Raw genomic sequence first — 14,483 nt, 5'->3', positions numbered from 1 at the left:
CTCTTTAGCGGGAGTGGCGAAATTGGTAGACGCACCAGATTTAGGTTCTGGCGCCGCAAGGTGTGCGAGTTCAAGTCTCGCCTCCCGCACCATTCAAGACAATTGGGGTATCGCCAAGCGGTAAGGCAGCGGGTTTTGATCTCGCCATTCCCAGGTTCGAATCCTGGTACCCCAGCCATATTGCTCAAGAAGCCGGCCTAAGTGCCGGTTTTTTGATCTCGGCATCAGCGCCCAGGTTCGAATCCTGGTACTCACAGCCATATATTGAAAAGCCGGCCTAAGTGCCGGTTTTTTGATCTCGGCATCAGCGCCCAGGTTCGAATCCTGGTACTCACAGCCATATATTGAAAAGCCGGCCTCAGTGCCGGCTTTTTTGATCTCGGCATCAGTGCCCAGGTTCGAATCCTGGTACTCACAGCCATCTACAAAAAACCAGCCTACAGGCTGGTTTTTTGCTTTCTGGGATTAGGGAAGCGTACCAGTCCCTATTCCCCAATCCCAAGTCCCTGACGTCACAGTGCTGTAGGTTGGCGATGAGCGCAGCGAATCCCAACAATCGAGCAGGCCATGACCATGTTGGAATTCGCAGAGCTCATTCCAACCTACTCTTCTTTCAGCTTCCGGCTTCAAACTCGCTTTTACAGTCCCATGGCGTACTTCATGACCCGCTTTTTCAGCGGCCCGCTGTGCTCGGCGGCCTTGAGGCCCAGGTTACGCAACAGCTTGAGAGGCGGCAGCTCGTTACTGAAAGCCTGATAGAACACATCCATGGCGCCCTGCATCAACAGGTTGTCGGGCCGGCGGCGCCGTTCAAAACGCTTCAGCAGGGCGGTGTCGGCGATATCCTCGCCCCGCTCCACCGCCTCATGCACCAACTCACTCAGCACCGCCACATCCTTGAAGCCGAGGTTCACTCCCTGCCCCGCCAGCGGATTGATGGTGTGGGCGGCATCGCCGAGCAGCACCACGCTGCCCTTGACGTACTGATTGGCATGGCGCCGGCGCAAAGAAAAGTGGCCCTTGCCCAGAACGGTCACCGCTCCCAGTCGCGGCGGAAAATGCGTGGCCACCTCGGCCGCCAGGGCGTCATTGCCGAGGGCCGCCAGCTGCTCGATACGAGCCTTGCCGTCGTACCACACCAGCGACCCCTTGCCATGCCCAAGGGGCAGCAGGGCCCGCGGGCCGGTGGCGCAAAACTGCTGCCAGGTGATGTCCTGCTCCAGACGCTCCCCTGCCACGCTGATCAGCATGCACTGCTGGTCGTAATCCCAGGCGGTGACGCCAATGCCGGCCAGTTGCCGTACTCGTGACTCGGCACCGTCACAGGCCAGCACCAGCCGTGCCTGCAGCTCGCTCCCGCCCTTAAGGGTGAGCAGGGCACCCTGCTCGTTTTGCGCCAGGCCGTCCAGCTCACTCGGGCAATCAATGCTCACATTGTGCCACTGGGCCAGCGCCTGCCACAGGCCCAGCTGAATGACGCGGTTTTCCAGCATATAGCCCAGATATTCGCAGTCGAGCTCGGCGGCACTGAAGCGGGTGGCAAAACCCTGCCACTCGCTGGCTTCCAGCCGCTGATAGGGCCAGGCGCGCATATTGGTAATCGCGTCCCAGGCACCGGCCTGCTGCAGCAGCCGCACCGAGGCGGCGCTCACCGAGGAAATGCGCAGATCATGGGGCTGCTCAGGGGAAAATGCTTGCGGCTGGTGGCTTTCCAGCACACGCACGGCCAGCCCGGCAGGCGCCAGCAGCGCCGCCGCCAGGGCACCTACCATGCCACCGCCAATAATGACAATATCGCACTTCTGCATTGTCCAACCTCCGGATTTTTCGGCCATTCTACCCCAATTCCCGCAGTTTCGCCGGGGCCAATTTACTCACTCGACGCCCCCCTGTGGCTGGATATTATCTGGTCACTCCGCGGAGAAAAGAGTAGAATGCCCGGTCCAAAACGCACGACCCTTTGCAGTAACTCAAGAGCGCCATGAGCAAAAAACTTCATATCAAGACCTGGGGCTGTCAGATGAACGAATACGATTCATCCAAGATGGCCGATCTGCTGGATGCCAGCCACGGCTACCAGCTCACCGAAGAAGCAGAGCAGGCCGATGTGCTGCTGCTCAACACCTGCTCCATTCGCGAGAAGGCCCAGGAGAAGGTCTTTCATCAGCTCGGGCGCTGGCGTCCGCTCAAGGAAGCCAATCCCAAGCTGGTGATCGGCGTGGGTGGCTGTGTGGCGTCACAGGAAGGGGACGCCATTCGCGCCCGTGCGCCCTTTGTCGATATCGTCTTCGGTCCGCAGACCCTGCACCGGCTGCCGACCATGATCAAATCCGTGCTGGAGGGCCGTGGCGCCCAGGTGGACGTGGAATTTCCGGAAATCGAGAAGTTTGACAACCTGCCCGAGCCCAGGGCCGAAGGCGCCACCGCCTTTGTGTCCATCATGGAGGGCTGCTCCAAATATTGCTCCTTCTGCGTGGTGCCCTACACCCGCGGCGAGGAAGTCAGCCGCCCGCTGGACGACGTACTCTATGAAATCGCCCAGCTTGCCGAGCAGGGCGTGCGCGAAGTCAACCTGCTGGGTCAGAACGTTAACGCCTACCGGGGCGAGACCCATGACGGCGACATCTGCAGCTTTGCCGAGCTGTTGCGCCTGGTGGCCGCCATCGACGGTATCGACCGCATTCGCTACACCACCAGCCACCCCATCGAGTTCACCGACGACATTATCGAGGTGTACAAGGATACCCCCGAGGTAGTGAGCTTCCTGCACCTGCCGGTACAGAGCGGTTCGGATCGCATCCTGACCCTGATGAAGCGCCCGCACACCGCCATTGAATACAAGTCCAAGATTCGCCGGCTGCGCGCCGCCCGCCCCGACATCACCATCAGCTCCGACTTTATCGTGGGCTTTCCCGGTGAAGAGGCCGATGACTTTGAAAAGACCATGAAACTCATTGAAGACGTGGGCTTTGACATGAGCTTCAGCTTTATTTACAGCCCCCGTCCGGGCACCCCGGCCGCCGATCTGCCCGACGACATTTCGATGGAAGAAAAGAAGGAGCGCCTGTACCGGCTGCAGAACACCATCAACAATCAGGCCCAGTTGATCAGCCGGCAGATGCTCGGCTCCACCCAACGTATACTGGTGGAAGGTCCTTCAAAGCTGAATCCCATGGAGCTGCGCGGCCGCACCGAAAACAACCGGGTGGTGAACTTTGAGGGTCCTCATCATCTGATTGGCGGCTTTGCCGACGTGGAGATCACCGAGGTCATGCCCCACAGCCTGCGCGGCAAATTCCTGCGCGGCGAGGATGAAATGGATCTGCGCACCCAGGTGTCGCCCCAAAGCATTCTGGCCCGCCGCCCCGACGGCGTGCCCGACGACAGCGGCGTGGCCACTTTTACCCCCTAAAATACGGGGACTCGGGATTGGGGAATGGGGACTGGATGTCCTGCTCCCCGCTCCCGGCTCCCTCACCCCCGATATTCAGGAGTTACCTTGACAGCCAACGTCACTCATCTGGAACTGGAACTACAACCCGCCGACGGCCAGCGCGTGGCCAGCCTGTGCGGCCCCTTCGACGACAATATCAAGCAACTGGAGCGCCGTCTGGGGGTGGAGATCAACCATCAGAACGAGCACTTTCAGATTGTCGGCCCCGAGCGCCTGGCCCGCGTGGTCAACGACATTCTTACCCGCCTCTATGTGGACACCCAGTCGGTCAAGGGCCAGGCCGTGCCCGATATCACCCCCGAGCAGGTGCATCTGGCCATCAAGGAAAGTCGAGTACTGGAGCAGGACGAGGAAGAAGCCGACACTGGCTATCGCTACGGCAAGGAAGTGGTCATCAAGACCAAGCGGGGACTGATCAAGCCGCGCAGCCCCAATCAGGCCCATTACGTCGCCCACATTCTCAGCCACGACATCACCTTTGGCATTGGCCCGGCGGGCACCGGCAAAACCTATCTGGCGGTGGCTGCGGCGGTGGACGCCCTGGAGCGCCAGGAAATTCGTCGCATTCTGCTGACCCGGCCGGCGGTGGAAGCGGGCGAGAAGCTTGGCTTTCTGCCCGGGGATCTGAGCCAGAAGGTGGATCCCTACCTGCGTCCCCTGTACGACGCCCTGTTTGAAATGCTGGGCTTTGAGCGGGTGGAAAAGCTCATCGAACGCAACGTCATCGAAGTGGCGCCCCTCGCCTACATGCGCGGCCGCACCCTGAACGACGCCTTTGTGATCCTGGATGAAAGCCAGAACACCACGGTGGAGCAGATGAAGATGTTCCTCACCCGTATCGGCTTTAACTCCAAGGCGGTGATCACCGGCGACATTACCCAGATCGACCTGCCCCGCAATGCCCGCTCCGGCCTGCGTCACGCCATTGAGGTGCTGGGCGGCGTGGAAGGGCTATCGTTCAACTTCTTTCGTGCCGAAGACGTGGTGCGCCACCCGGTGGTGGCCCGCATCGTGCGCGCCTATGAAGCCTTTGACGAGGCCCAGAAGCAACAGAAGGAACAGAAGCGGCAGAGCTCTGCACCCAATGAGGAGTCCGACGCATGACCCTGTGGCTGGATGTGCAAATCGCCTGCGATGAGGCCCCCGGCCTGCCCACCGAGCAGCAGCTGGAAACCTGGCTTGCCGCCGCCCTTGACGGCGAGCGGGATGAGGCCGAAGTGACGGTGCGTTTGGTGGACGAAGCCGAGAGCCAGGCGCTCAACCGGGACTATCGCGGCAAGGACAAACCCACCAATGTGCTGTCGTTTCCCTTTGAAGCCCCCCCCGGTGTGGAGCTGCCGCTGCTGGGCGATCTGGTGATCTGCCGCCAGGTGGTGGAGCGGGAAGCGGCCGAGCAAAACAAACCGCTGCAGGCCCACTGGGCCCACATGGTGGTACACGGCTGCTTGCATTTGCTCGGTTTTGACCATATTAAGGATGATGAAGCCGAAGTGATGGAAGCCAGGGAAATTGCTATTCTGGCCGGCCTGGGCATGGACAACCCCTATCAAGACGACGACGAAGGTTAATCAGTGAACGACGACAATTCACACTCAGAAAACGGTTCGTCCGCAAAGAAAAACTGGCTTGAACGACTCGGTCAGATATTTCAGGGCGAACCGAAGAATCGGGAAGAGCTGGTAGAAGTGATCATGGACGCGGGAGAGCGCGACCTGATCGACCAGGACACCAAGGACATGATTGAAGGCGTGCTGGAAGTAAGCGAACTGCGCGTGCGCGACATCATGATCCCCCGCTCCCAGATGGTCACGGTGGAAAAATCCCAACCGGTCTCCAGCTTTCTGCCCATGATCATCGAGTCGACCCACTCCCGCTTTCCGGTGGTCAACGAAGACAAGGATCATATCGAGGGCATTCTGCTGGCCAAGGATCTGCTGCCCTACGGCTTTGGTCTCACCGAAGAAGACTTCTCCATCGAGAAGATACTGCGCCCGGCGGTAGTGGTGCCCGAGAGCAAGCGCCTCGACAAGTTGCTCAAGGAGTTTCGCGAAGAGCGCTACCACATGGCCATCGTCGTGGACGAGTTCGGCGGCGTGTCGGGCCTGGTCACCATCGAGGATATTCTCGAACTCATCGTGGGTGATATCGAGGACGAGTACGACGCCGAGGAAAGCGCCGAAATCCGTCAGATCAGCAAGCGGGTATATTCGGTGGCCGCGCTCACCGACATCGAGGACTTCAACGAATTCTTTAACACCGAGTTCAGCGACGAAGAGGCCGACACCGTGGGCGGCATGGTGATGCACGCCTTTGGCCACCTGCCCGGCAAGGGTGAACAGGTGGAGCTGGGCGGCTTTGTGTTCAAGGTAGCCCACGCCGACCGTCGACGGCTGCTGCAATTACAGGTTAAGATACCGGACAATCAGGAAACCTCCTCGTCGGAGCCGGTATAAGTGCGTAAATTGCTGCCATTGTTCGGGGCCCTGCTGTGCGGGGCCCTTGGCGTTCTGGCCTTCAGCCCCTTTGATTTCTGGCCCCTGGCGCTGGTGTCGCTGGCCGGCCTGTTCGCCGTCACCCATCACTGTTCCCCCGGCCCCGCCGCCACCCGTGGCTTTGCCTGGAGCCTGGGCCTTTACCTGCCCGGCCTGTGGTGGATTCATAACAGCATGACCATCTTCGGCGGCCTGCCGCTGCCGGTGGCCTTTGTGCTGGTGGCCCTGCTCGCCGCCTACCTCAGCCTCTATACCTCCCTCGCCCTGTGGCTGGCCCATCGTTTTGTGGCTTCCCCCCGAGCGCGGCTGCTGTGGGTGCTGCCGGTGCTGCTGATCGGCGCCGACTGGCTGCGCGGCTGGATGCTGACCGGCTTTCCCTGGCTGTGGTTCGGCTACTCTCAGCTGGATGGCCCGCTGGCCGGACTGGCCCCCATGTTCGGTGTACAGGGCATCAGCTGGCTGCTGCTGTTCAGCGCCGCTGCCCTGTGGCGGCTGGGTAACGGACTGCGCTGGCGTGCCGCCGCCTTTGCCGTGGTGCTCTGGGGCCTGGGCGTGGCCAGCCAGCAGCTGCAGTGGGTGTCTCCTACCGAAACCCTGCGGGTGGCCCTGGTGCAGGGCAATATCGAACAGTCCCTGAAATGGATTCCGGGCCAGCTGGAGCACAGCCTCAAGCGCTACCTGGATCTGACCCGCCCGGCGCTTCATGCCGATCTGGTGATCTGGCCCGAATCAGCACTACCGGCCTCGGAGCAGCAGCTGGCCCCCTGGCTGGAGCAGGTCGACAAGCTGATGGCTGAACGCAATCAGTCACTCATCACCGGCCTGGTGTCCCGCCCCGCCGCAGGCGAGGTGTATAACGCCGTGCTGGGCCTGGGCAACGGCCGTTATCAGCCGGGCCAGGGCAACCGCTATTACAAGCAACAGCTGGTGCCCATCGGCGAGTTTGTGCCCCTGGGTGATTTGTTGCGGCCCCTGGCGCCCTTCTTCAACCTGCCAATGTCATCCTTTTCCCGAGGTGAGTCAGGCCAGGCGGACATTCATGCCGCCGGGCGAGATCTGAGCGTGGCCATCTGCTACGAGGTGGCCTTTCCCGGGCTGGTGCGCGCCAACATGAAACCGACTACCGACTTTCTGCTGACGGTTTCGAACGATACCTGGTTTGGCCGCTCCATCGGCCCCTGGCAACACCAGCAAATCGCCCGCATGCGGGCCCTGGAGCTGGGCCGCCCCATGATCCGTGCCACCAACAACGGGGTGACCCTGGTGACCGACGAAAAGGGCCGCATGAGTGCCAGCCTGCCCCAGTTTGAACAGGGCGTGCTCACCGCCGAAGTCACCGGCATGACCGGGCTCACCCCCTATGCCCGTTTTGGCAATTTGCCGCTACTGGCGGTGCTGGGGCTGAGCCTGCTAATTGCAAGCCGCTGCCGCCAGCCGGCCGGCCGCTTGATGATGGCCGAGCGGCGGTTGTTTAAATAGCGGCTGTCGGCAGGCCCGGTAAGCCAGGCTGACTGACACGCTTTCCTTTCCTGGCCGCACCGATAAAAAACGGGCCTTGAGGCCCGTTTTTTATTCAGAAACCGCTTTCGCGGATCAACACCGCCATCATCCTGCGCCACTGGTGCCACAACCAGCTGCGGGAGTCACCCTCGACGCGCACCACACCGGGCAGCCGGGCATCGAGATCCGCGCCTGTGGTCTCCAGCGGCATCATGCTGACCCGGTAATGACCTTCTTCCGGCACCAGTTTGTCCTGCTCCACCGGCCGCACGGCGATGTCGCCGCCGAACTCGGAGCTGAGCTCCCCATAGGGCAGGGAAAACACGGCGCCGATATCCACATCCCGTATCTCGACCGCCAGCGGAGGCTCACCGGGCCTGTCGGCGACAAAAACGCCCCTGTCGCCGGATTTCACCAGCTCGAGATACTGCTCGCCCAGATACCCTTCCAACTGCAGTTTCCCTGGCACCACCAGGGACAGCAGCGGCATCTCGGCCCCGACCCAGACGCCGGCGTGCAGCTGTTCCACATGGGCCACGCGTCCGTCAAAGGGAGCACGCAATTCCAGCCGCTGGCGCCGAGCCAGCAAACCCGAACGACGCTCCAACAAACGCCGATACTGCTGCTCGGTAATGGCCAGGCCGGCCTTTTCCTGAGCCGAGCTGGCGCTGCGTTCCAACCGCTGGCGAATGAATCCTATCTCCTCCTCCACCTGACCCAGTTCAAAGTCGAGTTGCTCGGACCCAAGCCGCAGCAGCACCTGTCCCGCTACCACCCGTTGGCCCGGCTCGACCCCGACTTCGATGACCTGTGCCGGCTCGGAGACAAACAGTGTTTGCTCCGCCCCGGCCTTGAGCAGGGCCGGGACCGGCACGCTCACCGGCAGTGGCAGCAGGCCCGCCAGCAACAGGCCCGCCGCCAGCCCCCAACCCAGCAGCCGGCCACGGTTGATGGCGCATTCACGCCGTTGTTTCCACCACATTCCCATCTCCTTCCCTATCGGCAAGGCGATAAACCACATCACCTCCACCAGAAACAGGGCGATGCCCAGCACCTTGAAAAACAGGTGATACACCAGCAGGGCGATCCCCATAAACAGAAAGAAGCGATACACCCAGGTTGCCCAGGCATAGCCCACCAGCAGGCGAATGCGGGCCCGGGGCTGGGGCTCCGGCAAGGGCGCGTTCAGCCCCAACAGCAGCTGGCGCAATCGCCATCGCCCAAAGGCAAAGGCCCGAGTCTGCAGGTTTTCGATACCCAGCCAGTCGGAAAAGGCGTAGTAACCGTCAAACCGCAGAAAGGGGCTGATGTTGACCAACAACGAGGTGATCCAGCTGGTGGTGGCCACGAAAAAGGCGGCGCTGCGCAGTGGCCCCTCGGGCAGCAGATTCCACAACAGGGTTGCCAACAGCGCCAGATAGAGCTCGGCCCGCACCCCCGCCGTGACGATGCGCAGGCGGGCCGAACGGGAGCGCAGCCGCCAGGCATCCGTGGTGTCGGTGTAAAGCACCGGAAACAACACCAGAAAGGCCACGCCCATGGAGGCGACCCGGCACCCCAGCCGCCGGGCGACCAGAGCATGCCCCAGCTCATGCACGCTTTTCACCAACACCAGGGTCAGGCCGTACAGCAGCAGTCCCTCGACGGTAAAAAAATGTAGAAAGGTGGCCAGAAAGTGATCCCATTGCCGCATGACCAGCACCAGGCCAAGCAGGCCCGAGGCCAGCACCCCGTAATGCATCGCCGGGGTGAACAGCCAGCTCAGGCGGGGGGTCCAGCGGGCCAGCCAGGGATCCGGGCGGCAGAGGGGAATACGCACAAACAGGTAGTGATGCAGCAGCCAGCGCCAGAGCCCCAGCACCGTCGCCTGATACCGCTCGCCAATGCGCGCCGAGGCCTCTGCCGAGCGGGCCTCGCACAGGTGATTGGACACCACAAAATCAACAAAGGCCGCCAACTCCTCGGCGCCGTACTCCTTGCCTCTGGCCCACAGCGTTTGCAGAAAATCGTCCAGGGTGGCGCCCCCCTGCCAGTGACGAACGAGGTCAATCCCCCCGGCCGACAGGGCGAAATACTTGTTGCGCGCCGTGTCGAACAGCAACCAACGCGGGGCGCCGTTTTCATCCGCCGCCCCGGGCAGGAGGCGCAGATCCTGGCGCAGCGGCGGCAGAACCCTGGCGGTGCTCATGACATCACCATCCCAGCCACTGGCGGGCGCTGGTGATGGGGCGGCGGAACAGGTAGAAGAACAGGCTCACCCTCTCGCCATACACCTTGGCGGTGCCACTGGTGCCGATACGGGGCGGTGCCGCCGGCGAGGCACTCTCGTCCAGCCGGGCCACCAGCCGGTAGGCCAGGGTGCCCTCAGGGGTGCGCTGGGGCTCATAGCCGGCATGATGCAGGCGGGCCGCTCTCGCCGAGAGGGGATCGCTGTCGAAGAACACCCTTACCTCGGCCCCCTGACGCAGGGCAATGGCGTCTTTTACCGTCAGCATCGCCTCGACCTCGACGGCGGCGGGATCGGCCAGCAGCATGATCCTTTCCCCGATGTTGACCGGGCGTCCCTTCCATCCATCGGGATCCCCCAGCACCACCACGCCGGGTCCGGGCGCGGTCAACCTGGCCTTTTCCAAGCGGGAACGGGCATGATCCCGTTCCGCCTGGCGCAGCCGAACCCGGGACGCCAACTCGGCCAGCTGCGCTTTTTTCCGCGGATCCATAAAGCCGCTTTGCTGGGTGGTTTTCAGCTCGGCCTCGGCCACCAGCAAGGCCCGCTGGGCGACCTCGAATGCACTGGCCAGTTCCGTGTCTTCAAACTGCACCAGCGGATCGCCGCGCTGCACGCTCTGGTTGGGCATGACCTCGAGCCGGGTGACGGCGCCGTTGAGCGGGGCGCTGATCACCTGGGGATCCCGGGCGATCACCCGGATCGGCGTCAGCGCGCTGAGCCGCACCGGCACCGCCATGATCAGCAGCAACCCCAGCACAACACCCAGCATCACCCGGCGCCGTCGCAAACGCTGGACCAGCCGCTGAAACGGCAACCGGCGCTGGAGCGCAAACAGGGCATGAGCCATGGTGCCGGCCAGGTGCGTCAGCACGCCCCGCTCCCGCTCATCCCAGGCAGTGGGACGGAACAACAACAGGACACCGAGCTGACGTCCATCATCGGCGGCCAGCCGTAACGGCACCCAAAGCAGCCGCTCGGGTGCCATTTCCCGCCATTCCCGGGCCAACGCCTCGGGAAGCTGCGCCGGCTCCCACTGCTGCAACTGGTCGAACGATGCCGATTGCGCCAGATGGCGCGCCAGGCGTTCGGTCCAGGCGATAAAGGGCGAGGTGGCGTCGACGACCGGTATATCCGAGACCGCCGCCACCCTGAGGTGGCGCCCCTGCTCACCCAGCAGCAATACCCCTTGGGAATAGGGCACGCAGCCGTGGCTCTGGTTGACGATGGTGTATCCCAGTTGCGCCAGACTGCCCGCCTGGCGCAACGCCGACTCCAGCCCCAACAGGGCTGCAAATTGTTGATTCAATTCCACTGCTTACACCTACACCAGCATGGTCAGCAAGCGCTGACCATAACCTTCGGTCGCCTCCAGCTCGGCGGCCAACTGCTCGGACAAGGGCACGAAACCGCCGTCAAGGGCAGCGCTGGCGCTCAGATCAGCGCCCTGCTGACGCAGCAGGGTCTGCACATCCAGCTGCAGATCCAGGATCCGCAGTTCGCCGTTCTCGCCCTGGGTCTGAATACGAATGTTCAGTACCCCGGTCCGCCCTTCGGGTCGGATCCTGATCTCGCCACTAAGGGGATCCACCGTAATCCAGGAGGGCAACGCCTCGCCGTTCGGCTGCATACCCGCATAACGCTGGCCCGCTACCGACTGGCCATCGGCAATGATGAGGGTGAACAGGCCATCGTCCAGCCGGATGTCGACGACGCTCATGGCCACGGCATCGAACGCCTGCTGTTGCACCTCGCTGAACACCACCTCACCGTTGGCACCGACATTGACCGCGACCTCGGCCCGAATGATGGCGGCGTCCCCCGCAACGGCGCTTTTCACCACCAAGGCCCCCGGACGGGACAACAACACTGTATCCACCGCTTTCTGAGGTGCCACAAAACCGGTGGCATCGCGTTCACCATCCCGCTCCACCAGCCCGGAGGGCAACGGCGTGGTGGACGTTTCCATGCGATTGCCATCCATCCGGAAAGGCGGCAGTGGCATCTGGCCGGTGGACGCAACCGGATTGTTCGCCTCGGGCGGCGCCAGTATCTCCAGCTGATAATTGCGCGACACGCTGAGTCCGGCCTTGTCCGTCGCCGTCAACTGGATGGTGAACCTGCCGGGCTCGCTCGCCCGGCCAACGATCAGCCCCTGTACGGCGTCATAACGCAGGCCCTGGGGCAGCCCCTCGACCACTATGGTCAGTTCTTCCCCGTAGGCGGCACCATCCGCATCGGTGAACAGCCGGCCCACGTCAAAACGGTAATCAACCCCGAAGTTGGATCGCTCGTTGTCCGGAGTGGCCACCGCCACCGGGGCGTCGTTGCGGCCGTCGATGGTGATGGTCAGGGTCGCGCTGTCGGTCAGGCCGGCGGTGTCGCTCAGGGTATAGGTGAAGCTCTCAGTCAGGGTCTGGCCGCTCTGGCGCAGGGCCTGCACATCGGCGTTACTTTCGTCCACTACATAGCTGTAGGTGCCGTCGGCATTCAGCGTCAGGCTGCCGTACTGACCCGCCAGTATTTGGCCGACGGTGCCGCTGGTGCCGGAGCCACTTTCGTCGCCGGTGCGAATGGCGGTGACGGTCTTGCTGTCACCCTCATCCACATCGGTGTCGTTGCTCAGCACATTGCCACTGGCGCCGCTGCCCGTGGTGCCGTTGGCGGTGCCGCCCGCCTCGATGGCAGACGCGCTGTCGTCCACCGCCACCGGGGCGTCGTTGCGGCCGTCGATGGTGATGGTCAGGGTTGCGCTGTCGGTCAGGCCGGCGGTGTCACTCAAGGTATAGGTGAAAGTGTCGGTCAGGGTCTGGCCGCTCTGGCGCAGGGCCTGCACATCGGCGTTACTTTCGTCCACCACATAGCTGTAGGTGCCGTCGGCATTCAGCGTCAGGCTGCCGTACTGGCCCGCCAGCACAGACCCCACGGTGCCGCTGGTGCCGGAGCCACCCTCGGCGCCGGTGCGAATGGCGGTGACGGTCTTGCTGTCACCCTCATCCACATCGCTGTCGTTGCTCAACACATTGCCGCTGGCATGACTGCCCGTGGTGCCGTTGGCGGTGCCGCCCGCTTCGATGGCAGAAGCGTTGTCGTCCACGGCTACCGGCGCATCATTAACGCCAACCACGGTCACGGTCGAGGCCACCGCCAGGCTGGCGGTATCGTCACCGCCGTTGGCGACGCCGCCGCTGTCCTGCAGGCTGGTCAGGGTCACCACCCGGTTGCTGGTGTCGGGCGCATCGCTGTTGTTCTGGTAGCTCATGTTATCGATGAGCGTCTGCACCGTGGCCGTGGACAGCGTGCCGCCGGTCAGGCTCACCGTGGCGGTGGTGCCCACCACCGTCACCGTGTAGCCGAGGCTGTTGCCCGCGGTGCTGCCGCTGGTGCCCTGGGTCAGCACGATGGCCGTGCCGTCCAGGTTGATCACCTCGCTGCTGCCGTTGGTAACATTGCTGACCGTAAAGCTGAAGCCGGTGAGGGTCTGACCGGATTCCACGGTGCTGATGCTGGTGCCGTTAAACAGGCTGCCCGCCGCGCCGCCCTCGGTGAAGGTCGGGTGGCTGCCGTTCGATGTCAGGGTCGGTTCGTCGTTGTTCTGCACCACGGTGACGGTGGAGGCCACGGCCAGGGCGCCGGTGTTGTCCCCGCCGTTGGCGGTGCCGCCGCTGTCCTGAACACTGGTCAGGGTGACGATGCGGTTGCTGGTCGACGGTGCGTTACTGTTGTTCTGGTAACTCATGTTGTCGATCATCGTCTCCGCCGCAACGACCGACAGATTGCCGCCGGTCAGGGTCACGGTGGCGGTGGTGCCGATCACCATCACCGAGTAGTTGAGACTGTTGCCGGCGGTGCTGCCATTGGTGCCGTGGGTCAGCACGATGGTGGTGCCATCGACGTTGATGCGCTCGTTGCTGCCGTCGGTGACGTTGGTCACCGTAAAGCTCAGGCCGGTCACATTCTGGCCGGACTCCACGGTGTTGATGCTGGTGCCGCTGAACAGGCTGGCCGCGGCGCCGCCCTCGGTGAAGGTCGGGTGGCTGGCATTGGCGGTCAGGGCCGGCTCGTCGTTCACGCCGACCACGGTCACGATTGAGGCCACCGCCAGGCTGGCGGTATCGTCACCGCCGTTGGCGACGCCGCCGCTGTCCTGCAGGCTGGTCAGGGTCACCACCCGGTTGCTGGTGTCGGGCGCATCGCTGTTGTTCTGGTAGCTCATGTTATCGATGAGCGTCTGCACCGTGGCCGTGGACAGCGTGCCGCCGGTCAGGCTCACCGTGGCGGTGGTGCCCACCACCGTCACCGTGTAGCCGAGGCTGTTGCCCGCGGTGCTGCCGCTGGTGCCCTGGGTCAGCACGATGGCCGTGCCGTCCAGGTTGATCACCTCGCTGCTGCCGTCGGTAACATTGCTGACCGTAAAGCTGAAGCCGGTGAGGGTCTGACCGGACTCCACGGTGCTGATGCTGGTGCCGTTAAACAGGCTGCCCGCCGCGCCGCCCTCGGTGAAGGTCGGGTGGCTGCCGTTCGATGTCAGGGTCGGTTCGTCGTTGTTCTGCACCACGGTGACGGTGGAGGCCACGGCCAGGGCGCCGGTGTTGTCCCCGCCGTTGGCGGTGCCGCCGCTGTCCTGAACACTGGTCAGGGTGACCACACGGTTGCTGGTCGACGGTGCGTTACTGTTGTTCTGGTAACTCATGTTGTCGATCATCGTCTCCGCCGCAACGACCGACAGATTGCCGCCGGTCAGGCTCACGGTGGCGGTGGTGCCGATCACCATCACCGAGTAGTTGAGACTGTTGCCGGCGGTGCTGCC

The 14,483-nt window shown here is 63.1% G+C and carries 9 protein-coding genes and 2 tRNA genes; 7 read left to right on the top strand and 4 right to left on the bottom strand.

What is annotated here, in order from left to right; genetic code table 11:
- The first annotated feature begins 7 nt into the window (after nt 1-7).
- Together OJHNALOF_RS11420 and OJHNALOF_RS11415 are read left to right on the top strand one after the other, a co-directional pair.
- A tRNA-Leu gene (locus OJHNALOF_RS11420) sits at nt 8-92 on the top strand.
- Between the two features lie 11 nt (nt 93-103).
- Nucleotides 104-178, top strand: a tRNA-Gln gene (locus tag OJHNALOF_RS11415).
- A 460-nt stretch (nt 179-638) separates the two neighbouring features.
- On the opposite strand, the gene OJHNALOF_RS11410 is transcribed toward OJHNALOF_RS11415, so the two are convergent.
- Nucleotides 639-1,808, bottom strand: coding sequence for an FAD-dependent monooxygenase (locus OJHNALOF_RS11410; RefSeq protein WP_165662098.1), 1,170 nt, complete (start codon nt 1,806-1,808; stop codon nt 639-641).
- Nucleotides 1,809-1,981: 173 nt separating this feature from the next.
- Between OJHNALOF_RS11410 and miaB the strand changes: the two genes are divergently transcribed.
- The 5 genes from miaB (at nt 1,982) to lnt (ending at nt 7,425) form a co-directional block, all read left to right on the top strand.
- Nucleotides 1,982-3,412 (top strand): tRNA (N6-isopentenyl adenosine(37)-C2)-methylthiotransferase MiaB, encoded by a 1,431-nt coding sequence (gene miaB / locus OJHNALOF_RS11405; protein ID WP_094200613.1) that lies wholly within the window; start codon nt 1,982-1,984, stop codon nt 3,410-3,412.
- An 87-nt stretch (nt 3,413-3,499) separates the two neighbouring features.
- Nucleotides 3,500-4,558 carry a PhoH family protein gene (locus OJHNALOF_RS11400; protein ID WP_165662097.1) on the top strand — a complete coding sequence of 353 codons (1,059 nt, stop codon included), beginning with the start codon at nt 3,500-3,502 and terminating at the stop codon, nt 4,556-4,558.
- A complete protein-coding gene (gene ybeY, locus OJHNALOF_RS11395; protein ID WP_094200611.1) occupies nt 4,555-5,022 on the top strand; it encodes an rRNA maturation RNase YbeY in 468 nt (155 codons plus the stop codon). The genes OJHNALOF_RS11400 and ybeY overlap by 4 nt, the downstream gene beginning before the upstream one ends.
- Nucleotides 5,023-5,025: 3 nt before the next feature.
- Nucleotides 5,026-5,907: a CNNM family magnesium/cobalt transport protein CorC gene (gene corC, locus OJHNALOF_RS11390; RefSeq protein WP_165662096.1), complete on the top strand. Its 882-nt coding sequence runs from the start codon at nt 5,026-5,028 to the stop codon at nt 5,905-5,907.
- Nucleotides 5,908-7,425 carry an apolipoprotein N-acyltransferase gene (gene lnt, locus OJHNALOF_RS11385; RefSeq protein WP_165662095.1) on the top strand — a complete coding sequence of 506 codons (1,518 nt, stop codon included), beginning with the start codon at nt 5,908-5,910 and terminating at the stop codon, nt 7,423-7,425.
- A 94-nt stretch (nt 7,426-7,519) separates the two neighbouring features.
- Here lnt and OJHNALOF_RS11380 read toward each other — a convergent pair whose 3' ends face one another.
- From OJHNALOF_RS11380 to OJHNALOF_RS11370, 3 genes are all read right to left on the bottom strand, one after another.
- Nucleotides 7,520-9,634, bottom strand: a complete 2,115-nt coding sequence (locus OJHNALOF_RS11380) for an efflux RND transporter periplasmic adaptor subunit (RefSeq protein WP_165662094.1) — start codon at nt 9,632-9,634, stop codon at nt 7,520-7,522.
- Between the two features lie 4 nt (nt 9,635-9,638).
- The gene (locus OJHNALOF_RS11375; protein ID WP_165662093.1) at nt 9,639-10,988 is read right to left on the bottom strand and encodes an HlyD family efflux transporter periplasmic adaptor subunit; all 1,350 of its coding nucleotides are present in this window, start codon (nt 10,986-10,988) and stop codon (nt 9,639-9,641) included.
- A gap of 9 nt (nt 10,989-10,997) precedes the next feature.
- A partial coding sequence (locus tag OJHNALOF_RS11370) for an S-layer family protein (protein WP_206063687.1) occupies nt 10,998-14,483 on the bottom strand: 3,486 nt, incomplete at its 5' end.

The organism is Oceanimonas sp. MB9 (genome assembly GCF_011319775.1).
GTDB classification, from domain to species: domain Bacteria; phylum Pseudomonadota; class Gammaproteobacteria; order Enterobacterales; family Aeromonadaceae; genus Oceanimonas; species Oceanimonas doudoroffii.
Note: the sequence above shows the minus strand (reverse complement) of the source record. Positions and strands in the feature narration are given on the sequence as shown.